Annotated in this window: 25 protein-coding genes; 12 read left to right on the forward strand and 13 right to left on the reverse strand. The window is 34.8% G+C overall.

Annotated features, from left to right (window positions below):
- Window positions 1-55 precede the first annotated feature (55 nt).
- Window positions 56-700 carry a hypothetical protein gene (locus AC5YDH_RS08285; protein ID WP_496118472.1) on the reverse strand — a complete coding sequence of 215 codons (645 nt, stop codon included), beginning with the start codon at window positions 698-700 and terminating at the stop codon, window positions 56-58.
- Between the two features lie 176 nt (window positions 701-876).
- On the opposite strand from AC5YDH_RS08285, the gene AC5YDH_RS08290 reads away from it, so the two are divergent.
- The 3 genes from AC5YDH_RS08290 to AC5YDH_RS08300 all read left to right on the forward strand — a co-directional run bounded on the left by AC5YDH_RS08290 (window position 877) and on the right by AC5YDH_RS08300 (window position 3,790).
- Window positions 877-1,344, forward strand: a complete 468-nt coding sequence (locus AC5YDH_RS08290) for a phasin family protein (protein ID WP_496118473.1) — start codon at window positions 877-879, stop codon at window positions 1,342-1,344.
- 169 nt (window positions 1,345-1,513) lie between these two features.
- Window positions 1,514-1,786, forward strand: a complete 273-nt coding sequence (locus AC5YDH_RS08295; RefSeq protein WP_152873538.1) for an HU family DNA-binding protein — start codon at window positions 1,514-1,516, stop codon at window positions 1,784-1,786.
- A 129-nt stretch (window positions 1,787-1,915) separates the two neighbouring features.
- Complete coding sequence (locus AC5YDH_RS08300; protein WP_496118474.1) at window positions 1,916-3,790, forward strand: SurA N-terminal domain-containing protein; 1,875 nt, start codon at window positions 1,916-1,918, stop codon at window positions 3,788-3,790.
- Window positions 3,791-3,851: 61 nt separating this feature from the next.
- On the opposite strand, the gene AC5YDH_RS08305 is transcribed toward AC5YDH_RS08300, so the two are convergent.
- Together AC5YDH_RS08305 and AC5YDH_RS08310 are read right to left on the reverse strand one after the other, a co-directional pair.
- Window positions 3,852-5,165, reverse strand: a complete 1,314-nt coding sequence (locus tag AC5YDH_RS08305; RefSeq protein ID WP_496118475.1) for an OprD family outer membrane porin — start codon at window positions 5,163-5,165, stop codon at window positions 3,852-3,854.
- Window positions 5,166-5,660: 495 nt separating this feature from the next.
- On the reverse strand, window positions 5,661-6,533 hold the full coding sequence (locus AC5YDH_RS08310) for a DUF2797 domain-containing protein (protein WP_496118477.1): 873 nt from the start codon (window positions 6,531-6,533) through the stop codon (window positions 5,661-5,663).
- A 32-nt stretch (window positions 6,534-6,565) separates the two neighbouring features.
- Here AC5YDH_RS08310 and AC5YDH_RS08315 point away from each other — a divergent pair, with 32 nt between their 5' ends.
- Window positions 6,566-7,036: a DUF6231 family protein gene (locus AC5YDH_RS08315; RefSeq protein WP_496118479.1), complete on the forward strand. Its 471-nt coding sequence runs from the start codon at window positions 6,566-6,568 to the stop codon at window positions 7,034-7,036.
- A gap of 100 nt (window positions 7,037-7,136) precedes the next feature.
- Window positions 7,137-7,733: a YidB family protein gene (locus tag AC5YDH_RS08320; RefSeq protein ID WP_496118481.1), complete on the forward strand. Its 597-nt coding sequence runs from the start codon at window positions 7,137-7,139 to the stop codon at window positions 7,731-7,733.
- Between the two features lie 59 nt (window positions 7,734-7,792).
- On the opposite strand, the gene AC5YDH_RS08325 is transcribed toward AC5YDH_RS08320, so the two are convergent.
- The 5 genes from AC5YDH_RS08325 to AC5YDH_RS08345 form a co-directional block, all read right to left on the reverse strand.
- The gene (locus tag AC5YDH_RS08325) at window positions 7,793-8,857 is read right to left on the reverse strand and encodes a porin (RefSeq protein ID WP_496118483.1); all 1,065 of its coding nucleotides are present in this window, start codon (window positions 8,855-8,857) and stop codon (window positions 7,793-7,795) included.
- A 263-nt stretch (window positions 8,858-9,120) separates the two neighbouring features.
- A complete protein-coding gene (locus AC5YDH_RS08330; RefSeq protein ID WP_496118484.1) occupies window positions 9,121-9,534 on the reverse strand; it encodes an HIT family protein in 414 nt (137 codons plus the stop codon).
- Between the two features lie 32 nt (window positions 9,535-9,566).
- Window positions 9,567-9,836 (reverse strand): YARHG domain-containing protein, encoded by a 270-nt coding sequence (locus AC5YDH_RS08335; RefSeq protein WP_496118485.1) that lies wholly within the window; start codon window positions 9,834-9,836, stop codon window positions 9,567-9,569.
- A 79-nt stretch (window positions 9,837-9,915) separates the two neighbouring features.
- Window positions 9,916-10,788, reverse strand: a complete 873-nt coding sequence (locus AC5YDH_RS08340) for an NAD(P)-dependent oxidoreductase (RefSeq protein ID WP_496118487.1) — start codon at window positions 10,786-10,788, stop codon at window positions 9,916-9,918.
- Between the two features lie 9 nt (window positions 10,789-10,797).
- Window positions 10,798-11,889 carry an alpha/beta fold hydrolase gene (locus AC5YDH_RS08345; RefSeq protein ID WP_496118489.1) on the reverse strand — a complete coding sequence of 364 codons (1,092 nt, stop codon included), beginning with the start codon at window positions 11,887-11,889 and terminating at the stop codon, window positions 10,798-10,800.
- 139 nt (window positions 11,890-12,028) lie between these two features.
- On the opposite strand from AC5YDH_RS08345, the gene AC5YDH_RS08350 reads away from it, so the two are divergent.
- From AC5YDH_RS08350 to AC5YDH_RS08380, 7 genes are all read left to right on the forward strand, one after another.
- On the forward strand, window positions 12,029-13,216 hold the full coding sequence (locus AC5YDH_RS08350; protein ID WP_496118490.1) for an O-succinylhomoserine sulfhydrylase: 1,188 nt from the start codon (window positions 12,029-12,031) through the stop codon (window positions 13,214-13,216).
- 19 nt (window positions 13,217-13,235) lie between these two features.
- Complete coding sequence (locus tag AC5YDH_RS08355) at window positions 13,236-13,565, forward strand: YbaB/EbfC family nucleoid-associated protein (RefSeq protein WP_154773682.1); 330 nt, start codon at window positions 13,236-13,238, stop codon at window positions 13,563-13,565.
- 12 nt (window positions 13,566-13,577) lie between these two features.
- Window positions 13,578-14,174: a recombination mediator RecR gene (gene recR, locus AC5YDH_RS08360; protein WP_496118492.1), complete on the forward strand. Its 597-nt coding sequence runs from the start codon at window positions 13,578-13,580 to the stop codon at window positions 14,172-14,174.
- A 213-nt stretch (window positions 14,175-14,387) separates the two neighbouring features.
- The gene (locus tag AC5YDH_RS08365; RefSeq protein ID WP_496118493.1) at window positions 14,388-15,530 is read left to right on the forward strand and encodes a ribonuclease D; all 1,143 of its coding nucleotides are present in this window, start codon (window positions 14,388-14,390) and stop codon (window positions 15,528-15,530) included.
- A 129-nt stretch (window positions 15,531-15,659) separates the two neighbouring features.
- Entirely contained in the window at window positions 15,660-15,968 is a 309-nt protein-coding gene (locus AC5YDH_RS08370) for a YcgL domain-containing protein (protein ID WP_496118495.1), read from the forward strand.
- 38 nt (window positions 15,969-16,006) lie between these two features.
- Complete coding sequence (locus AC5YDH_RS08375) at window positions 16,007-16,372, forward strand: hypothetical protein (RefSeq protein ID WP_496118552.1); 366 nt, start codon at window positions 16,007-16,009, stop codon at window positions 16,370-16,372.
- A gap of 22 nt (window positions 16,373-16,394) precedes the next feature.
- Window positions 16,395-17,246 carry an AAA family ATPase gene (locus AC5YDH_RS08380; protein ID WP_496118497.1) on the forward strand — a complete coding sequence of 284 codons (852 nt, stop codon included), beginning with the start codon at window positions 16,395-16,397 and terminating at the stop codon, window positions 17,244-17,246.
- A 72-nt stretch (window positions 17,247-17,318) separates the two neighbouring features.
- Here the strand turns inward: AC5YDH_RS08380 and AC5YDH_RS08385 are convergent, their stop codons facing one another.
- From AC5YDH_RS08385 to bioB, 5 genes are all read right to left on the reverse strand, one after another.
- Window positions 17,319-17,999, reverse strand: coding sequence for a hypothetical protein (locus AC5YDH_RS08385; protein ID WP_496118499.1), 681 nt, complete (start codon window positions 17,997-17,999; stop codon window positions 17,319-17,321).
- A gap of 98 nt (window positions 18,000-18,097) precedes the next feature.
- Window positions 18,098-19,018 (reverse strand): tetratricopeptide repeat protein, encoded by a 921-nt coding sequence (locus AC5YDH_RS08390; protein ID WP_496118501.1) that lies wholly within the window; start codon window positions 19,016-19,018, stop codon window positions 18,098-18,100.
- 36 nt (window positions 19,019-19,054) lie between these two features.
- The gene (locus tag AC5YDH_RS08395) at window positions 19,055-19,987 is read right to left on the reverse strand and encodes an IS5 family transposase (RefSeq protein WP_496118502.1); all 933 of its coding nucleotides are present in this window, start codon (window positions 19,985-19,987) and stop codon (window positions 19,055-19,057) included.
- 39 nt (window positions 19,988-20,026) lie between these two features.
- Window positions 20,027-20,362, reverse strand: coding sequence for a glycosyltransferase (locus AC5YDH_RS08400; protein WP_496118504.1), 336 nt, complete (start codon window positions 20,360-20,362; stop codon window positions 20,027-20,029).
- Between the two features lie 231 nt (window positions 20,363-20,593).
- On the reverse strand, window positions 20,594-21,583 hold the full coding sequence (gene bioB, locus AC5YDH_RS08405) for a biotin synthase BioB (RefSeq protein WP_496118554.1): 990 nt from the start codon (window positions 21,581-21,583) through the stop codon (window positions 20,594-20,596).
- Window positions 21,584-21,763 lie beyond the last annotated feature (180 nt).

The raw sequence follows: 21,763 nt of genomic DNA on the forward strand, positions 1-21,763 counted from the left end.
CAAGTATTTTTAAGGTGAGAAAGTGTTACGAGAGGGCATGCTATTTTACTAATTTTTATGCGAATATATTATATACTAATAAAGTTAATAAAAGCGCAATAATTGTAATAAATAGTATGTTTAATCGCTTTTGATTTCGCTGTATGCGATGAATTCGATTTTTATACTGCTTTATTTTGACATGTTGCTCATTAATTTTGGTGCGTTGATGTTCAATTTTTTCTAAAAGTGGTGCAATTCGCTTTTTAGATGTCTCAATATTTTGTTCATCAACAGGTTCTTTGAGCCATTGTTTCCAATCAGATAAAATTTTGGGTACATTAAATAGTAGTAATAAATCCTTAAATTCATCTTTAAGTGTGATGTCACCATCTATACGCATAGCCTTAATGCTACGCTTATTGCCTAATAAAAAGATTTTAATTAAGTCTATTAAAGATGTACGGACATCTAAGTCCACTGCTTGTGCAGGTGCTTTTAGATCTAAAAGAATACCGTGTTCATTAAATTGAACGTAAATATCAAAAAAAGGAATGTAGCTATTAACTTTAATAGAAATTTGATTTTCTACAAATTTTTTTGCTTGTAATGCAATAACACGATCATGTTTGAGGACTAGTGTAAATATAGTTTCCAAAATAATGAGAACTGTATTCAGCAACAAATGTGTTTCATTTTGTCTTTGTTGCGATTCGTTCATGAAAATTATTCCCTCTAAAACAAGTATGTCCTTTTAAATAGTAAGAACATTAAATATGTAGAATGTTGCTTTGTAGAACAGTTTTGATAAAGGATCAAGTACTAATTTTGTTATTATGGGATAAATATTAAATCTTATACATTTACAGGGTATAAAATAATTCAGTGAGTTTTCGAATGAAATCAATAAAAAATGATTCAGAGGATATTTCTCAAAATACTCAAATTGAAAATGAAAAGACCATAAACAAAAGGGCTTCAAAGAAATTGAAGTTGGACTTTAGAAAATATACGAAGCAAATATGGTTAGCTGGATTAGGTGCATTCTCTCGTGCCGAAGAAGAAGGAAATAAGTTATTTGACTCGTTAGTGCAGGTTGGGGAAGAACTAGAGTTAAAAACATCTGAAAGTGCTGGAAATACAGCTGAAGATACTTCTTTGAAGGCGAAAGAGTCTGTTTTTGAAACGAAGGATAAGTTTGAAAGATTGCTAGATCAGAGTATTCATCATTCTTTAAATAAAATTGGTCTAGTTTCGATAAAAGATCTTCACCATTTAGAGAAAATCGTATTAGAATTGAGCAACAAAGTGGATTCTTTGTTAGAAGAAAATAAGGAAATAAAAAGACTCATCACGGAAAAATGAAATAGAAATAACTGTTTCACGCTTTTTAGGCGTTTTTTTACAACTTATTTTGCATAAAACGGTATATGAAGTATTGCTTTTACACTTAAACCATTGCTATAAAGGCATTACGGTAATTCAAATTAAACTTTTGTACCTTAAATAAACGAATTAAGAGGACTTAATCTTCATGAATAAATCAGAATTAATTGATGCGATTGCAGAAAAAGGGGGATTGTCTAAGACTGATGCAGGTAAAGCCTTAGACGCGACAATTGCTTCAATTTCAGAAGCTCTAAAAAAGGGTGACACTGTTACTCTAGTTGGTTTTGGTACTTTCGCTGTGAAAGAACGTGCTGCACGCACAGGCCGTAACCCACAAACTGGTGCTACTTTGCAAATTAAAGCAAGTAAAGTTCCAAGCTTTAAAGCTGGTAAAGGTTTAAAAGATTCTGTTGCATAATCTTTTTTAAATCAAAAAAAGCGCGCTACGGCGCGTTTTTTTATAATTCACGATCAATTACTAGATGTACAGATTCATTCGAGATCGTTTTTCGGTTAAAATCGCGCATAAATAAAATTTGGAATACTTATGGAATCGTTTCGTAAAGTCATTAAAGGATGGTTGGGCAAAGTATTGCTCGTTTTGTTCTTGACGCCTTTAGCGCTTGTGGGTATTGAAGGGTATTTTAGTGGCGGTAATTCTAAAGACTCTGTTCAATCGATAAATGGTCAAGATATTTCACAAAAAGAATTAGATGCACTGACGAAATCGTTTCAGCAGCAGTATCTTCAATATACGAATGGAGATGAAACACTTCTGAACCAACCTTTTATTAAAAATAAAGCGTTAGATATGCTTGTTGCACGCACATTATTGTTACAACAAGCTGAAAAATTGGGTATTTCATTGAGTGATGCTCAAATTGAGCAAATGATTGCACAACAGCCAAGTTTTCAAAAAGATGGTAAGTTTTCAGAAGAGTTATTTGCAAATTATTTAAGTTCACAAGGTTTTCCAAATACTCAGTCTTTTATTATGAATATTAGACAAGATCATGCTTTGAAAAACTTGACAGCTGCAATCTCTGATTATGCTTTAGTGAGTAAAGTGGATCTGAAGCAAATTGTAGATTTACAAACTGAAAAGCGTACTTTGCATTTAGCAAGTATTAAACTGGATGATTACAAGAAAAATATCACTGTAACACCTCAAGAAATTCAAGATTATTACAACAAACATACTCAACAATTTAAACAAGTTGCGAGTGTAGATGCAGATTACATTCTTGTTACACCTGCAATGTTTGATGCTAACGATGTAGTCATTACCGATGCTGACTTACAGCAAGCGTATGAAAAATTTGCTGAAGCTGAAAAAGCGAAAGTTGAACCTGTAGTTAAGCATGTTTTAGTTGCTACAGATGGTAAAACAGATGCCGAAGCGAAAAAATTGATTGATGCTGCTTATGCAGAATTAAACAGTGGTACGACTTTTGCGGCTGTGGCTCAGAAGTATTCTGATGATACAACTTCGAAAAACAGCGGTGGTCAATTGGCTGCTTATGATAAAGGCTTATTTGGTGATGAGTTTGATAAAGCTGTTGCATCATTAAAAGTAGGTGAAATTTCTAAGCCAGTAAAAACACAGTTTGGTTATGAAATTATTCAAACTTTATCACCAAGTGTGACGGTTCCTAGCTTTGAAAGTCAAAAAGAGCGTTTAACGGCTGAAGCTAAAAAAGCAAAAACTGAAAATGCATTTGCTGATGCAGTGAATAGTTTAAATGAAATGGTGGTAGGTAGTGACTCTTTAGATGTTGTGGCACAAGAAGTTAAAGCTGCAAAAACAGAGTCTGTTAATAATTTCACTTTAGGTTCACAACATGCTGTATTAAGTGACCACAGTGTTAAGTCTAAATTATTTAATGATGACGTGAAAAATGGCGATCGTAATGCTACGAGTAGCATTCAACTTGCCAATGGTGATGTTGCTTGGGTGAAAGTTCGTCACTATCAGGATGCAGGTGTACAAAGCTTAAAAGATGCGACACCTCGTGTGAAAGCGAAATTAATTGAGCAAAAAGCGTATGCTGCTGCAAAAGTTAAAATTAAAAAAGCATTAAATGATTTTAAAACTAAACCTGCAGCAACAGCTGTTGCTGAAAGTGGACTTAAGTTTGAAAATGCGGGTACATTTACACGTGCTGATGGTTTGTTGAAGCGTCCAATTGAGCGTGCTGCTTTTAGTGTAATGCCACCGAAAGAAGGTATGTGGTCTGTAACTACGGCAGAATTACCTGATGAAATGGTGGTGGTTGCTGTGTCTAATGTGGTAGATCCAGCGGCAGATTTATTACCAGCAGAGCAAGTTCAAGAAGTCTCTAAGCTGTATCAACAGCTTCGTGCTCAACAAGAGCTAGATGCTTATACTGCTTATTTAAAGTCTCAAGCTAAAATCAAGTAATCGATATAGTGTAAAGCAATAAAAAAACTCGGATTTAGATCCGAGTTTTTTTATGAAAAAATTAGAATAATTGAATTGGGATATCTAAAAAAATTCGCCATTCATTGGTATTTGGCATATAGCTATTACGGTAAGCCTCATCTGCTCGATAAATATAATTACGAGCGCGTAAGCTTACGTCTTTTGCAAAACCAGATTGAACAGTATATTTGATTTGATTAAAAAACTCTGTTTCTTTTGCATTGTCTGTAATTAATTGGCTTCGATCTGCATTTGCTACATTGATGTCCCAGCCATAAACATAAGCGGTTGTCCATGATAAACCTGGAATGTTTAACGCAGCAAAGTCGAAGCTGTATTGAAGATTTACAGATTTTTCACCTGCACCTGCAAAGTCCGATAAATATGAGTTTGGTAATGCAATACTTGCACCACCATCAGCATTGTTATTGTAGTCATAACCTGTGTTGCCCGTGTTTTGCTGATATGCGAGCATAAGGGCATGAGGACCTTTGGTATAGGTTGTAGATAGTGCCCAAATCGAGTTAAAACGATTGTTTTTATCACTGGTGGTTTCAGAATATGTATTTCCCTCAGCATCCCATTTGGTGTGATAAGCATTAAAATCGTAAGTTAAAGCACTGTCTTGGGTTAGTGGCTGTTTAAAGTTGGTATTTACATAGTGTCGTTTCAAACGATCTTTAATATCTAAGCCATAATAAGATGTGCTTAATTGATCATTAAATTTGTATTTAGCCCCCCAAGTGACAGCTTTGCCAAGATTATTTGCATCTGAGCTTGTTTGACCTGAACGTACGTTTTTAGTGTATTTCCCTGCGGTTAATTCTAAGTTTTCTATTTCATGGCTTGTAATAGAAACACCTTCATAATATTCAGGTGCAATACGTCCCATATTACTTGCAAAAACAGGTGAATTAACAATTTGTGTGCCATAGACAAGTGTGGTGTTTGACATGCGTGCTTTGACATATCCACCACCTCGAAGCCAATGGTCTTTTGGTGTTACATGTCCAAATGGATTTGTTACACCATTATTCTCAGCGGGAATCATATCTGTTCCAGCATGGCTATTATCACCAATTTTAAAACCAGCATCAGTTAAGATCCCCAGACCAAAACCAACAGTTCCTTGGGTAAAGCCTGAATCTAAGTTAAAAATGGCGCCTTGTCCTGCCGAGTTTTGATCCATTTTTCCATTTTTTTTATCGCGGGTATTTAAGCCAGTTCGAAAAAGTACGGAACCCTTCGCATCTTCTAAAAAGCCTTTTGCTTCACTTTGCTCGCTTGCATAGGTATTTGAGATAAGTAGGGTAGGAATAATGGTTGCAAAAAGAATTGTTGTTGGCTTTTGCATTTAAAGAACCTTTTATAAAGCGAAGACACGTTTAAATGTCTTCAAAGCAACATCCTGTTGCTTTGGAATAGTTAGTATTTAATTTATCGACTATGAAAGTAGATAGAATATTTAATACCTGTTTCGATTTTCTGAAGATATGTAGCTTTGACGGGTGTTTCGTATCATTTTTTTGATTTTTATAATGTGATTGTAGCGAGGGTTTAGGGGTTATTAGCCTATGAAGTTAGCAGGTTGTAAGCAAAGTTTTAAATATATAAATATTTATTATGATACAAATTACTTATTTTAATGAATTATTTTTTATTTTATAAAAATATAAGATGTTATTTTCTGTAATGAATAGCATGAAAGTCTACATTATTGAATGTGGTGTTTGTGTAAGCAAATTTTATTAAAATAGAGTTGGGTTATAGAGGTATTAGGAAACTGTTGCTTTAAAAAATTTAAGCCGATGTAGCTAAAGGATTACATCGGCTTAAATATAAAAATATTTTATTCAGATCTAACTTTTAACTCATAGCCTGTATATTTTCGAATGTTAATAACACCTGTATCTAAAATTAGATATTGCCCCTTAATACCCTGAAGTTTTCCTCGAATAATTGGGGTTTTATCTAAATTATGCGATTTAATCTTTTCAGGATAATAATCTACAGGGTAAACAAATTCTCGAGGTAGTTCATCTTCTAGAATCTCAACATTTTCATTGAAATCTAAGCTCATACTAAATTCATCACGAATCATTTCAATTTGTGGTTCAAACTCAATTAAAAGCTCATCTCTGAGTTGAATGAGATCCAGTGGTTCTGCCTCACCTTTAAGAAGCTTACGCCAATCGGTTTTATCTGCAACTTGAGTACCAAACATAATCTCTAGCTGGCCTGAAAGACGACGTGAGCCTACTTTCATAATAGGAAGGGCTTGGGTTGCACCTTGATCTAACCAACGGGTAGGCATTTGCCCTAAGCGCGTGATACCAATTTTTAAGGCGCTTGAGTTGGCTAAATATACGATATGTGGTTGAAAGCAGACCTCTTGGGCAAAGCTTTCTTCACGACATGTACCTAAGTGGTAGTGGCAAGTTTCAGGCTTCATAATACACATATCGCAAGATGCTTTAGTTTTAAAACATTTAAAACAGTGACCTTGTGAAAAAGACTTCGATGTTTTGCTACCACAAGAAATACAGTAGATGTTTCCCGTTGTTTCAATTTCAACTTCTTGACCTAAACTAAATGGAAGGTCAAATTCTGTTCGATCTAAAATAAATTTATATTCAACATTTGCTTTGTGAGTCTGATGATCAGTTAAACTAACATCCTTGAGGCCAGCGTGCATTTTGTGGCAAATGCCTTGTAATTCCATGAAGATACTCACTTTAATAACAGGAAGCAGCTATGGCTGAACTTAACGTCATCACTTCAATGCTAGACGATTTATCTAAAGAACAGCCAGTTCACACTGCAATTTGTATTGGTCAAAATCTAGAGCAATACAGTTTTCATCAATCAATTCAATGGTCGTATTTTAACGTATCTGATTTTTTAAATCTGCCATTTACACAACGTTATGATCTTGCATTTGTATTATTGGATACAGATGAAACTTTGCATTTAGATGTACAACAAAAATCTCAACTGCTTGTGAAATTAAGAGATTTGATGGCAAAGAGATTGGTTGTAGTGAGTAAACGACAAGACGAATCACTTCTAAGAGCTTTAGGCTTAACTCAGCTGATTGATCAAAACATACATGATCGTGATTTTGCATTATGGCAATTTAATATTTTAACGTATAAGCATGTACCTGATTGGTTTAACTCTAAATTTTGGGCAAATCCTGAAAATTGGGATAAATTTCGTTGGTGAGTTAGCGATATTAAAAAGTGTGTAAATTTAGCGATGAAGGTAGATGTTTTTTTATTTTTCAGGGTATTCTAGCGATGTACATATTATGGAATAACTAAAAATGACAAACTTAAATAACATTGTAGAAATTTTAGCTAAACAGGCACTTGGCGGTGGTCAGCAACAAAAGCAAGACAGTAGCTTTGGCGGTATTCTGGGTTCTGTGCTAGGTCAATTAGGTGGGCAAAATCAGCAATCTAACTCAGGCGGTTTGGGTGGAATTTTAGGTTCTGTTTTAGGTCAGTTTGGTGGGCAATCTCAACAAGGCTCAAACACAGGTGGTGGCACTCAATTGCTTATTGCTGTACTGCCATTGGTACTTGCATGGATTCAGAAGCAAGGTGGTTTACAAGGTGCTTTAGATAGCTTAAAAGGACAGGGTTTAACAAGCCAAGTTGAGGATTGGGTATCTACAGGTGAGGGTGATAACGCAGCGGTAGATCCACAGTATATTCAGAGTCTATTTTCAGATGCTGACATTGAACAAGTGGCACAGCAAGCTCAAGCACCTAAGCAAGATGTATTGAGTGCTATTTCTACGGTATTGCCGCAAATTATTGACTCATTAACACCGAAAGGTGAGCAAAGCAGTAATACGGAAGCAAATTCAGATATTGCAAATGTTATGAATCTAGTTTCAGGTTTTTTAAATAAGTAATTTATTTTAGAAATAAAAAAACACGCAATTGCGTGTTTTTTTATGGGTGTCGTTTGGACTTAGAAGTCGTAACGGAAACCTAAAGATAGACCAGTAGAGTCTTTGCCAGCGACACCTGAAATATCAGTGCTACGACCTTGTTGCCAAGGCGTTAATTTAGAGCCTTTGTCATTTAATACAGTTGCAAGGTTTGCATATACGCGTACAGCAGAATCAAGTTTGTGTTCTACGCCAAGAGCAATAAGACTTGCATTTTTATCTTGAGTATCTACATCACGTAATAGGTATTGACCACGTAAGGCTGTTTTTGGTGAAAGTTTATATTCGCCTGCTATACCATAAACTTGTACGTCAGGGTTTGTTACATCATTATCATGTTTAGAGAATTGATATAAACCACCAAGTTTAAAATCACTTGTAATATCGTATGCAGCTGCTAAGCGGAAACCATCACGTTCACCACGGCTATCGGCGTTTGATTGATATTTTTCGTAAGCAGTAGCAATGTCGATAGGACCATTTTTATAAGTTACAGCAAGATCGTAGGTTTTGTTATCATTTTTACCTTTACCATCTGGCTCTTTAGACTCGAATTTACCATCATGTAGTGAAAGTGCAGCAAGTATGTTAAATCCGCTACCAAGTTTAGGTGATTTATATTCAATAGTATTGGCATTACGTTCATCAAAACGCATATTGTCTGCACGAGTTACATTTCGAATGTCACCCAATTGATCGCCAAAAAAGTTGATAGGGCTACGTGCAACTTTGAATGGACTGTCGAAACGACCTACACGCACTTGACCATAGCTATTACTTTTTACACCTACAAAAGTGTCGCGAGTTGCAAACTTAATGCCATTATCGTCATTGCTACCGCTAGCGAAGTTAATTTCTTGTTCAATTTGAGCAAAAACATTTAAGTCATCATTTACTTTTTGGTTTACTTTAAAGCCTAAGCGTGAAGAGTTTGAAGATAAGTTTACTTCGTTATAGTCTTTACCATCATCTAAATAATCTAAAGATACATGAGCGCGACCATAAACTTGTACGTCAGCTGCTGCAGCCATAATAGGTGTAAAAATTGTTGCCCCAATTGCTAATGCGCAAAGTGTCTTTTTCATTTGTAACTCCAATACAGATTTTTTGTGAATTGATCTTAAAATTCGTGAGTAGAGGTAGTTTTATGTAACTACATCATTCCTTTGGAGCTCAGTATTGATGACAAATAAGTCAGTAAGATTAAGAATTTATTTCAAAAATATTAAAGATGCAGGAACTACATTTAACTGTGATTCATGTTTTGGAGAGAGTTAATTTATTAGTAATTAAATATTTAGATATAAAAAAAGAGCTCAAAAGAGCTCTTTTTTTACTGATATTTATCTTAAAGTGCAGCTTTAATTCTTTCAGCAAGCGCTTTAATTTTATCTTGATCACCCATTTGAAGTGCATGTTTGCCAAGTTCATGAACAGAGCTTGGAATTAAATGGAAATGAACATGTGGAACAGTTTGACCAGCTGCAGTACCTGACAGTTGCATAAGGACAATACCTTTAGCATCTAAGCCTTTTTCAATGGCTTTTGCAATTTTTTGTACTGTTTGGATGGTATAAGCTGCTGTTTCAGGTTCTAAATCTAACAAAGTGACTGCTGGTGATTTAGGAATAACCAATGTGTGACCATCTGCTTGAGGCATAATATCCATAAATGCAAGAACTTGTTCATCTTCATAAACTTTAATAGCAGGTAGTTCACCACGAAGAATTTTTGCAAAAATGTTTTGGTCATCGTAAGCCATGAGGACTCCTTGATTGAATATTGCGAATGTAATTATTTACATTTCAATTCTTTCTGACGATCCTTTATGGCGTCAAGCTTTCTTTGCTCTGCATCAGAAAATTTTGGCTTATCTGTAAAACAATCAGCATTATTGTTAAAGCGTGATTTTGCTTCAGGATCTTTAAAACAGAAACCTTTAGACGCATAAATAATATCTGAATCATTTTTCAGTTTTGCACATTCTTGTTCAGAAGCAAAAGCAGTATTTACCCCAATTAAAGTTGTAAGGCTTGCTATGGCAGCAATAGTTAACTTTCTCATAAGAGTATCCTAGGTAATTGCTTATCATTAATACACATCAAAATAATACGTACGATGTGTATTAATCAATGGCATGAATTTAGCTAATTGTAATTTTACTCCATGATTCATACAACTTTATTGCAGCAGAAAAATCGGCATCAGTGTCAGCCATTAAGTTTGCTGTTTGTATGAGATTTTGAGTTAAGCTCAAAAGAGGAGTAGGTAATTTAACATCTTGGGCTAAATTTAAAGCAATACTTGTATCTTTTGCAAGCAATGGTAAGGCAAAAGTTAAAGGAAAGCTTCTATTTAAGATACGCTGTGGTAATACATTTTCAGTAACACCGCTTTTCCCACTAGAAGCATTAATACAGTCGAGTGCTTCTGTTAAATCTACACCATGTGCTTTTAGTGTTGTGAATCCTTCAGCAACAGACCATAAATTAACAGCCAAGAGCATATTATTTACAGCTTTTACAGCAAAACCCGCACCCGATGTACCTACGTGTTTAATGAGCTTACCAAATGCTTGAATTGCAGGTAGCGCTTGGTTAAAAGCATTTATATCTCCACCAACCATTACTGTAAGGGTGGCATTTTCTGCACCAATAGTTTGTCCGCTCACAGGTGCATCTAAGAAAGTTACATTTTGTTTTTCGAGTTGTTCTGCAAGTTGCTTCGCAGATTCAGGTACGCCACTGGTGCAATCGACCCAAATTGAACCTGCTTTTAATTGAGTACGTGCAATTAGCTCTTCAACATCTTTACTTGTAGGTAAGCATGAAAAAATAATATCTGCCTGAACAGCTTGTTGTAAGTCTACTGCTTGGGTGCCATATTCAATTTCATGTTGCTTGGCTTTTTCGAAGTTTCTGTTCCAAACATAAACTGTGTCGAAATGTTTAGGAAGATGTGTCGCCATTCTGTAGCCCATAGCGCCTAAACCAATAAATGCAACTGATTGAATCATGATGTTTCCCTATAACTTTGTAGACCTAAGTGCGAGCCAGTTTGATAGTACGGGCCAAAATTGTTCAGCACTTTTTTGACTAGACATTAACCCTAAATGTCCGCCTGGAATAAGAGTAAACGTGACATCTTGGCTGTTTGTCAATTCAATTAAAGGCTTGGCTGCTTCTACTGAAACAATTTGATCGTTGTCTCCTGCGCCAACAAAGAGAGAGCAGTCTATATTTTTTAATTCGATGAGCTTATTCGCTAATTGTATATGTCCATATTTGAGTGGGTTTTTCAGCCAAAGATTTAAAACCATGTCTTTGTTTACGCCACCAGGATAATCAATCATGTGATTTAAAAAATGAGACATAGTGGCATGTTCACTTATAAATAGAGTGTTATCTAATTTTTTAAACAGTTGAACTTTGCTGTCGATCCAAGATTTTGGGTTAATCAGTTTAAATCCAATTGAATTGATAATACCTGGTGTATGAATATATGGTGTTGCAATATTTTCGTTAGCAATAAAGTGTTTAAGCGTTGATTTTTTATTGATGAATGTGCGGCTGTATTTAAAAAGCTTCCCAATTTTGCCAGATGCATGTGAGTTAATAGGGCTACCCAAAACAATCAAATTTTTAACAAATTTTGGTTGGTGAAGCGCCGTATAAAGCGTGACAAATGTCCCACCCATGCTCCATCCGTGTAATGAAATTTGCTGAGAGTTTGCATGTGTTTGAATGCATTTAATGCAATGTGGAATTAAATCATCAATAAAATATAAAAAATTAAGTGCATGATGACTAGAATTAAAGCGATCCCATTGTAATAGGTAAATATCAAAACCTTGATTTTGAAAGTATTGAATTAAAGATCTATATGGATGTAAGTCATAAATTGCAGTATTGACTGCTAAAGGTGGAATAAATATCAAAGGTTCTTTGTGTTTTTTATTCGAAGATGCGTAATAACGAATAAGAGTATTTTTATAAGTATCAATAATTTCATAAGGTGTTTGTTCAGATTGAACCAAAGATTCTTGTCGAAATACTCGAATAGATAAATTTCTTAATTTTTTACTTGGATTTTCAAGAATTAATTTTAATGGTTTCATATAAAAATCTATCACAAGCGTTGCCGATTTGAACGAAGACTAAACAATATTTCAATATTATACCTTGACCATAAATGCCTTAGACGCTCAAAATGTTGGCAATTGTTTACAAAGGCAGTCCAAAGACTGAATAATTGAAATGAGCCAACAAGACGACAGTCAATACCAATTAGAAACTTTAGCAATTCGCACAGGGCATAACCGTACCGCAGAAGGTGAACATAGTGAACCCATTTTCTTAACTTCATCTTTTGTATGTGATAGCGCAGCGGATGCTGCTGCTAAGTTCTCGGGTGAAATTGAAGGTAATACATATTCACGTTATACCAACCCAACGGTTCAAGCTTTTGAAAAGCGTTTAGCTGTTTTAGATGGTGCAGAAGCTGCTGTAGCAACAAGTTCAGGTATGGCTGGTGTACATGCTGTGACTTTGGCGTACTTAAAGTCTGGTGATCATGTTGTATGTTCGCGAGCAGTATTTGGTTCAATTCTTTCTTTGTTTGAAAAATATGTCATTAAGTTTGGCGTAGAAGTGACATTTGTAGATTTAGGTGATTTAGACGCATGGAAACAAGCAATTCGTCCAAATACACGTTTATTATTTATTGAAACACCATCTAACCCATTGGCTCAAGTGGGTGATTTACAAGCTATTGCTGATATTGCCCATGCGCATGGTGCTTTATTTGCAGTAGATAATACCTTCTGTACACCTGTATTACAGCGTCCAATTCAATTTGGCGCAGATCTTGTGATTTATTCATCAACAAAATACATCGATGGTCAAGGTCGTGCATTGGGTGGTGCTGTAGTGGGTAGCGCTAAACTTATGGAAGAAATTACAGGTGTTATTCGTACATTAGGTAATTCTTTAAGCCCATTTAATGCATGGATTTTCTTAAAAGGTTTAGAAACATTAAGCCTGCGTATGAAAGCGCATTGTGCAAGTGCACAAATATTGGCAGAGTGGTTAGATGCACATCCTAACGTAGAAAAAGTATATTACGCAGGTTTACCACATCATCCAGGGCATGAATTGGCGAAAAAACAGCAGTCAGGTTTTGGTGGTGTTGTATCTTTTGTCGTGAAAGGCGAGCGTACAGGTGCATGGACAGTGATTGATAATACACATTTCTTATCTATTACAAGTAATTTAGGTGATACAAAATCTACAATTACGCATCCTGCAACAACATCTCACGGCAGAATGTCTGCGGAGGCAAAAGTTGCAGCTGGAATTAGTGAAGGTTTAATTCGCGTATCTGTTGGTTTGGAAGATATTAATGATATTATTGCCGACATTCGTCGTGGTTTAGATTTAATTTAAGATTTGTTCGGAGTTTTTTATGAACGTAAATATGTTAATGCAGCAAGCTCAACGCATGCAAAAAGAAGTCGCGAACAACATGAAAAAGGCAAAAGAAGAACTTGCCCAAACTGAAGTTCATGCAGAAGCAGGCGGCGGTTTAGTGAAAGTAACAATGACTTGTCGTAATGTCGTAAAACGTATCGAGATTAATCCTGAACTTCTTCAAGATGATCCAGATATGATTGAAGACTTAATTGCTGCTGCAATGAATGATGCTGCGCGTCAAGCAGAAGCTGTTTCTGAAGAAAAAATGAAAGCTGCAAATTCTGGCATGGGTTTACCACCAGGTTTAGCGGGCTTGTTCTAAGGAATCGCATTAGTGTTTAGTGATCGTTTTGATCAACTTGTACAAGCACTGCGTATTTTGCCAAGCGTTGGGCCAAAATCGGCTCAGCGTATGGCATTACACCTCATTATGAAAAATAAAGAGGGTGCTGTTGGTTTAGCACATGCGCTGAATGAGGCGACAAGTTATATTCATGAATGCACCATTTGTCATTCTTTAACAGAAGATGAAGTCTGCAATATTTGCGTATCTCATGAAAGAGATGAGCACTTATTATGTGTGGTGGAATCACCTGCAGATGTGATGGCAATAGAGCAAAGTGGCAGTTTTAGAGGGAAATATCATGTTTTGGGTGGGCATTTATCTCCATTAGATGGTATAGGGCCTGATGAAATTGGTATTCCTTACTTGGTTCAACGCTTAAGCGATGGCAAAGTAAAAGAAGTGATTCTTGCAACAAATGCAACGGTTGAAGGTCAGGCTACAGCGCATTATTTGGTCGAAGCCACAAAGCATTTGCCTATACATGTAACACGTATTGCGCAAGGTGTGCCACAAGGTGGTGAGCTTGAATATGTCGATAGCCATACACTGAGTCAAGCTGTTCATAATCGGATGCAAATGAAATAAGCTTTACGAAGTTTATTTCATTAATTATAAAATATACTGATTGGTATAAAATATGTTTTTATTAATAGTTTTAAAGTATTAATCAAATAATAAAATGTGAATATTCACAGTAAATGACAATAAAAATACGATTATTTCCATATTTTCATATAGCTAAATCATATTTATTGTTTACAATAGGATAAAGAGAATCTTTAATCATATCTCGTCGTTATGTTTCAATTTATTCAACAACAAAAAGACTTTGAAAATGTTTTAGCATTAATGAGTCGATACAATACTTATGGACTTGATACTGAGTTTATTAAAGTAGATACCCTGTGGCCAAAACTTGGTGTTTTTCAAATAAATGTAGATGGTCAAGTTTATCTACTTGATGGAACAGCATTAGAGCTGTCTGACTTTTGGGATAAATTATTTAACGCAAAACAAAATATCTTCCATGCTTGTAGTGAGGATATCGATTTAATTTATCATTATGCGCAAAATAAAAACTTAACAAATGTATTTGATACTCAAGTGGGACTATCTTTTTTAGGTCATGGTCTGCAAGTAAGTTATCAAAATGCATTAAAAACAGTTTTAGATATTGATATTGATAAAGATCAAACACGTTCAGACTGGTTGGCAAGACCGCTCACAACTGAGCAGTTGAACTATGCTGCTAATGATGTGCTTTATATTATGCAGCTTTCAGAGAAAATTCAGGCTGAACTTTCAGCTAAAAATATTCTTTCATTTGCGTTAGAAGATTGCTGTAATTTGACCAAAGAAATTGGCACAGAAGTACCAACAGAGCTGCTTTATGCTGAAGTTGGTAATTATAGACATTCACGCCGTCAGCTTATGCAATTACAGCATTTAGCAGTTTGGCGCGAGCAAATGGCGAAAGCATTGAATCAACCGCGTAGTTTTATTTTGAAAAATGCGACAATGATTGATTTGGTAGAAAGTAATCCCAAAAATAACTTTTTATTGTCAAATATTAAACAAATTCGTCCAAATATTATTCGTGAATATGGTAAAACAATTATCGATTTATTGAAGTTTTTACCGCCACAAGAAGAATGGCCTTTACGTATGGCACGTCCAATTCGTCATTCTTCTAAAGAAGTTTCAGATAAGTTAGATGCTATTATTGATCAAGTATCTTTAGAAACAACAATTCCAAAAGAAGTGTTGTTACGTAAAAAATGGTTCAATGCACTGTATCAACACATTGTATTTAAAAGTGATGAACAAGACCTTCCTGACTATTTACTGGGTTGGCGATATGATTTATTAACGAAACCATTAATAAATGCGCTTCATAATGATGTCGACTATTTATCAACTCAAATGAAAGTTTCTGTATAAAATATACACAAACCGTTCAAACTTATGTCATTTATACAAAATCTAGACTGATGCGTTAATAATCGTTAATGTTTCGGTCTTTTTTTTGTTGTATGCTTTATTGTGCGTTAAAAGAGTATTAATTCGAATATGTTGTGTTCAATCTACAAATCTAGCAAAAAAGATGAGATGTATCTTTATATTGCCCGTCCTGAAGTAAGCGAAAACGAAGCTGAAACTACAGATCCTTTAGAAGTTTTGCCTGAAGCAATGCGTACAGCATTTGGGCGTGCAACTTTTGTTATGGATTTAGAGTTAAGTGAATCTCGTAAACTTGCACGCGTAAATGTTTTGCATGTGATGGATTCCATTGAAACAAAAGGTTTCTTTATTCAAGTGCCGCCAGAAGGATTAATCAATCCAAATGCAGCTGCACCTGAAGGCTTGCGTGGTGCTTAATTTAATTCAGGAGTTGTGCCGTGGATAATTTTCTTTCAATGTTGGACGCAATTCCTGAAGAATCAATTGCTATTACTGTGTACTTACTCGGTAGTGTACTTGTTTTGGCGTGTTGGTATGGTATTGCAATACGACTACCTAAAATTTTAGGTGGTTTGAGTTGGATTGTGGTGTTTGCAGTATTGCTGACACCAACAGCATCGGATGGTAATAATGCCTCTATTGCGCCTGCATTTTTTGGTGTTGTTTTTGGGGTATTAACCAAAGATACGCCTTTAATTTTATTAAATGCCTCTCTTATTTTGTTTGTGATTGGTTTGGGAGCTGTTGTTGGTTATTTATGGACTAAATACAGTGCAAACAAAGCAGGCATCGAAAAGAGTACAAAAAGTTCGCCACTTTAAATTAAAAAAATAAGGTTTAGTCATGTCGGTTGATACGCAACAATTTTCGGGTACAGATCAATATATTGCTACAGATAGCTTAAAACTTGCTGTTAAAGCTGCACGTAGTTTGCAAAAGCCACTTTTAGTTAAAGGTGAACCAGGAACGGGTAAAACTTTGCTTGCAGAGCAAGTTGCATCGAGCCTTGGTTTAAAGCTAATGACTTGGCATATTAAGTCGACAACCAAAGCACAGCAAGGTTTATACGAATACGATGCTGTTTCACGTTTACGTGATAGTCAGTTGGGTGATGATCGTGTTTACGATATTAAAAACTATATTAAGCCGGGCAAACTTTGGGAAGCTTTTACTAGTGAAGAGCGTTGTGTTTTATTAATTGATGAAATTGATAAAGCGGATATTGAGTTTCCGAACGATTTGTTGCATGAACTTGATAAGATGTCTTTCTTTGTTTATGAAACAGGGGAAACCATTACAGCGACTCAGCGACCTATTGTGATTATTACCTCGAATAATGAAAAAGAATTGCCAGATGCATTTTTGCGCCGTTGTTTCTTTCACTACATTGAGTTTCCAAATGAAGAAACAATGCGTGAAATTATTGATGTACATTTCAAGAATATTTCAGCGACATTGGTCAATGAAGCTTTACAAATTTTCTTTCAATTGCGTAAAGTTCCGGGTTTGAAGAAACCACCTTCGACTTCAGAATTGATTGATTGGTTAAGTTTGTTAATGGCAGATGATATGCCTGAAGATGTACTTCGCAATGCAGATAAAACGAAGGCAATTCCACCACTTTATGGTGCATTGATTAAAAATGAACAAGATGTTCAATTGCTTGAGCGTTTAGCATTTATGGCAAGACGTTAAGCATTTTAGTTTTGAAAAACCCACGTTTAGCGTGGGTTTTTTGTGGTTTTATCTAGAAGAGATTATTTATTATTAGGAGATTAGGGTTGAATAATACTCAGAGAGTTCATCTGGTAAGCCTATAGTAATATCTTCGAATGGTTGAAATATATCTCTAGAATTATACGCATCTTTAACCTGCTTGTAGGACTCGATATAGCCTAGAATAGGATTTGGTTCAGCTAATAATTTGTAAACTTGTTTGGTCGAGTTCATATATTTATCTATTTGCTTTAAATGTATTTCAGAGTTTTTTAATTTTGGATTGATGTGTGATTCGTAACGCTTTACTAATCCAAAAAGGTCATCTATATCATCTAAAATATTGTTGACTAAAAATTGATATTTTAGTGAGAATTCGTCACCATTATTTAGACCTGTGAGAGAGGATGGTGATTGAGTTCGTAAAAATAATAATAAAGCATCAACATTTCTCTTCATTTTACGACTTAATAAATATATATCTTTTTGTTCAATTGATATTTTTTCTAAAATAATTGGCTTTCGCCAATCGTTATATAGTAATGAGGCAATATAAGCCGCTATTAATGTTGAAAATGCACCTATAAAGCTACCAATTAAAGTTAATGAGCTTAGTATAGGGGTTGGATTTTTTTGACATCCAAGATAAATAATAGAAAAAACAGTAGTAATAATAGTGATAGCAATTGAAGTTGCTAATACATTGCGAACTTTTAGTTTGATGTTAGACAAATTTATCCCCGAATTAATATTTTAGGTTTACCTTTTATATCAAAAAGTTATATACCATGTTTGGTAAGTATTTAAAATTTCGTGTCTAAATTAATTTATCATTTTATTTGAGTTAACTTCTCAATTAATTCATCCCTGATGAATACGTCCGTACATTCATTTGATTGTACATAATCAATTAAATGCTCAATAACTTCACTAGATATGTGGTCTAAAATATTCTTCTGTGCCAACATAAGTAAAGATTCTAAAACATGATCTACCAATTCTTTAGAAAAAAAAGGTTTTGTGGTAATGCGAATTAGTGCGCGCAAAGCTTCTTCGTAAAAATGATGTTGCATACCATATTTTGAAATTTGATAATTTAATCCATAGAGGTAAATAGTTTCTTCATAACAATATTCGGTATTTATAGGTTCTATGCAAAGTTGTTCACTTAATAATGCAATTTTATAAGCCAAGAAAAAGTGCTCATTTTCTGAATATAAAAGACTAACTTCATAAAGTAATTCAGCTTTAGTTGGATGGAAATTCCAACCTAAAAGCCAAGTGTTAATTGCATTGGCATGATCATTTAATTCTTTATAGATCATACCTAAATGCTTATAAGCTAAATACTCTTCATTGAAATCGAAAGAAATATCTTTAATCTCTATTCGTTTTTTAAACCATTCAATCGCTTTTTTAGGTTCTCCATGACTATAGTAAGATGTTGCACAATAATAAGCATAACGTGCTTTTAAAAATGAAGTGTTTGATTGCTCTAAAAAAGATTGTTCAAGTAAAAGGGCATCATTTAAATATTTATTGGGATCTTGGCTGCGGTCACCAAAATGACCAATCTGAATATAATAATCACCATCAATATTTGTTTTTGTATAATTCTTTTTAGTGATTATAAATGATTCATGGATAACGCTAATCCAGTGCCCAATATTATTTCTAACTAAGCTGTTTCGATAATAAAAGAAACCAGAGTTGTGTGCACTTTTATACTTTAAAGAGGCTTTGTTGCACAAAGGTTTAAAAGATAGCGTACTCTAAGTGAGCCAAATTTAAGTGGCAACTTGGGTGTGAGGGCGACCTAATTCTGTAAATTTATTCAAGACCGCTACGCGTGCATGAATCTCGTTCACCTGACTAGGAAAACTCCTTGCCGTTAATTTATCGCCTAATAATTTGATGCAATGCATCTTGGTTTCAACCAAACTTCGACGGTGATAACCAGACCATTTTTTCCAAAGCATTCTTCCTAGATGTTTAACTGTTTTCAATAAATCATTGCGCTCTATAGACCTTGCTTGCTGATCTTTCCATGGTTTTGCATTCTTTCTTGGTGGAATCACCGCATGTGCATCACGATCTAAAATGACTTGTCGACAGTGCTTTGTGTCATAAGCACCATCTGTATAGACTGAATCAATTTGCTCATTTGGTGGGATTTGATCAAGTAAATCTCCGAGTACTTGCGAATCACTCACATTATTTGTTGTAAGTTGTACTGCACGTATTTGAAGGGTTTTAGCATCTATACCAATATGCAGTTTACGCCATTGACGACGATATTCAGGTTGATGTTTCTTACGTTTCCATTCACCCTCGCCTAAAAACTTAAGGCCAGTTGAGTCTATTAATAGATGTAATCCTTCATGACTTTTTTGATAGCTGATCGCAATATCAATCTGCTTTTGTCTTCTGCAAATGGTTGAGTAATCCGGAGCTGTCCAATCCAATCCACAAAGTTTAATCAGACTTTGCACAAAGCCAGTGACCATACGTAAAGACAGACGAAATAAGGATTTAATCATTAGGCAGCATTGGATAGCTGCATCGGAGTAGATTTGATTTCGTCCTTGTTTGCCTTTTGATGAAGCATACCATTGCGTAGCAGGATCAAACCAAATGGCGATATTTCCACGATTAATGAGTGCTCGGTTATATGAAGACCAATTGGCTGTACGATAAATTTTAGGTGTAGGCTTATTCATTTGAAAATTATATTGTGGAATAAGCCCTTAGAGATAGGTTTATGCAACAAAGCCCTTTAAAGAATAAACATCTGCTGTTAATTTTTTAGGTAAACTTATTTGATTAATAAATCGGTCATCTGCATCAAAAAATAAAATATAGTCACTTTTATTTAGACAATACTGTAAAGCGATATTTCGATTGTGCTCAAAATTGATCCACTTATTTGAATGAATTTCATGGTTAAGATTATTTTGTTCAAAATAGTCTTTCATTACTGAAATAGTGTGATCTGTTGAGCCAGTATCACTGATAATAAATAAATCAATATTGATATTCTTTCTTATATTGTCAAAAGCATCTGTAATAATTTTACTTTCATTTTTAACGATCATGTTTAAGCATATAGTTGTCATACTTATCCAGTTTGATATTGGTGAGTAGTTTTTATAAAAATGAGTTATTGAGTTTTTATAGTGTAGCTGATAGAAAATGTATTTATAAAGTTTTTAGACAATAAAAAGCCCCATGGTTAGGGGCTAGTCGTATTTAGAATCTAAGTCTAAATACTGTAAGAGGCTCATCTCATACTAAGTCTATTAAAACATAGAATGAGAGAAAAAGCATTATGCAGACATTGCATCTATGCTTAATTCTTTTACACTTGGTTTAGCTTTTTCGGTATTAATTCCAAGTTTTTTAAATAAAATTTTGTCTTTGCCTTCACCTGCATTTGGTGTAGTTAATAATTTCTCACCTGAAAATAGAGAGTTTGCGCCTGCCATAAATGCAAGTGCTTGATCTGAGTCAGACATAGACTCACGACCTGCAGATAAACGAATATAACTTTTTGGCATAATAATACGTGCTACAGCAATACTACGAATCCACTCAGTTACATCAAGTTTTTCAACTTCTGCTAGAGGCGTTCCTTCAATAGGAACAAGCATGTTAATAGGCACAGATTCGGGGTGAATAGGGAGAGTAGCAAGTTCATGCAATAAGCCAACACGATCATTCTGATGTTCGCCTAAACCTAAAATACCGCCACTGCATACTTTCATACCCGAATTGCGTACAAAATCAATGGTGGTTAATCGATCATCGAAGGTGCGTGTGCTAATAATATTTGAATAATATTCACGAGATGTATCTAAGTTGTGATTGTAATAATCTAGACCTGCATCTTTTAAGCGTTCTGCTTGAGATTGGTTTAGCATACCAAGTGTCATACACGTTTCTAAGCCTAAAGCTTTCACTTCTTTAACCATTTCGAGAACGTAAGGCATATCGCGTTCGTGTGGATTACGCCATGCAGCCCCCATACAGAAACGGGTAGAACCTGCATCTAATGCTTGTTTTGCCTCTTCAATAACTTTAGTAACAGCAATACGTTTTTCAGCTTCAAGTTTTGAATCGTAATGTGCAGATTGAGAGCAATATTTGCAATCTTCAGGGCATTTACCTGTTTTGATTGAAAGTAGGGTGCTGACCTGAACCGTATTTGCAGGAAAATGCTGACGATGCACTTGTTGTGCTTGAAAGACCAAATCTAGAAAAGGTTGGTTGTATAAATCTTGAATTTCGTCACGCGTCCAATCATTACGAATCATTATTAAAGTCCATGATTAATTAATCTACAAATATCATAGCAAGATTTGAACCAATAAAAAGGCAATATAGACCAAGTTTGATAGTATCTATCGATGGTGAAATTAAATATTAGAAAAAAGATAAATGTTAAAATACTTACAAAATTAGTGTATTTTTCGCCTAATTACTAACAAAGTTATTTT

The sequence above is a fragment of the Acinetobacter sp. FY683 genome (assembly GCF_059515885.1).

Excerpts from the sequence above, each read along its gene's own strand:
- AC5YDH_RS08285 (WP_496118472.1), bottom strand. The coding sequence starts at position 700 with ATGAACGAATCGCAACAAAGACAAAATGAAACACATTTGTTGCTGAAT.
- AC5YDH_RS08290 (WP_496118473.1), top strand. The coding sequence starts at position 877 with ATGAAATCAATAAAAAATGATTCAGAGGATATTTCTCAAAATACTCAA.
- AC5YDH_RS08295 (WP_152873538.1), top strand. The coding sequence starts at position 1,514 with ATGAATAAATCAGAATTAATTGATGCGATTGCAGAAAAAGGGGGATTG.
- AC5YDH_RS08300 (WP_496118474.1), top strand. The coding sequence starts at position 1,916 with ATGGAATCGTTTCGTAAAGTCATTAAAGGATGGTTGGGCAAAGTATTG.
- AC5YDH_RS08305 (WP_496118475.1), bottom strand. The coding sequence starts at position 5,165 with ATGCAAAAGCCAACAACAATTCTTTTTGCAACCATTATTCCTACCCTA.
- AC5YDH_RS08310 (WP_496118477.1), bottom strand. The coding sequence starts at position 6,533 with ATGGAATTACAAGGCATTTGCCACAAAATGCACGCTGGCCTCAAGGAT.
- AC5YDH_RS08315 (WP_496118479.1), top strand. The coding sequence starts at position 6,566 with ATGGCTGAACTTAACGTCATCACTTCAATGCTAGACGATTTATCTAAA.
- AC5YDH_RS08320 (WP_496118481.1), top strand. The coding sequence starts at position 7,137 with ATGACAAACTTAAATAACATTGTAGAAATTTTAGCTAAACAGGCACTT.
- AC5YDH_RS08325 (WP_496118483.1), bottom strand. The coding sequence starts at position 8,857 with ATGAAAAAGACACTTTGCGCATTAGCAATTGGGGCAACAATTTTTACA.
- AC5YDH_RS08330 (WP_496118484.1), bottom strand. The coding sequence starts at position 9,534 with ATGGCTTACGATGACCAAAACATTTTTGCAAAAATTCTTCGTGGTGAA.
- AC5YDH_RS08335 (WP_496118485.1), bottom strand. The coding sequence starts at position 9,836 with ATGAGAAAGTTAACTATTGCTGCCATAGCAAGCCTTACAACTTTAATT.
- AC5YDH_RS08340 (WP_496118487.1), bottom strand. The coding sequence starts at position 10,788 with ATGATTCAATCAGTTGCATTTATTGGTTTAGGCGCTATGGGCTACAGA.
- AC5YDH_RS08345 (WP_496118489.1), bottom strand. The coding sequence starts at position 11,889 with ATGAAACCATTAAAATTAATTCTTGAAAATCCAAGTAAAAAATTAAGA.
- AC5YDH_RS08350 (WP_496118490.1), top strand. The coding sequence starts at position 12,029 with ATGAGCCAACAAGACGACAGTCAATACCAATTAGAAACTTTAGCAATT.
- AC5YDH_RS08355 (WP_154773682.1), top strand. The coding sequence starts at position 13,236 with ATGAACGTAAATATGTTAATGCAGCAAGCTCAACGCATGCAAAAAGAA.
- AC5YDH_RS08365 (WP_496118493.1), top strand. The coding sequence starts at position 14,388 with ATGTTTCAATTTATTCAACAACAAAAAGACTTTGAAAATGTTTTAGCA.
- AC5YDH_RS08370 (WP_496118495.1), top strand. The coding sequence starts at position 15,660 with ATGTTGTGTTCAATCTACAAATCTAGCAAAAAAGATGAGATGTATCTT.
- AC5YDH_RS08375 (WP_496118552.1), top strand. The coding sequence starts at position 16,007 with ATGTTGGACGCAATTCCTGAAGAATCAATTGCTATTACTGTGTACTTA.
- AC5YDH_RS08380 (WP_496118497.1), top strand. The coding sequence starts at position 16,395 with ATGTCGGTTGATACGCAACAATTTTCGGGTACAGATCAATATATTGCT.
- AC5YDH_RS08395 (WP_496118502.1), bottom strand. The coding sequence starts at position 19,987 with ATGAATAAGCCTACACCTAAAATTTATCGTACAGCCAATTGGTCTTCA.
- AC5YDH_RS08400 (WP_496118504.1), bottom strand. The coding sequence starts at position 20,362 with ATGATCGTTAAAAATGAAAGTAAAATTATTACAGATGCTTTTGACAAT.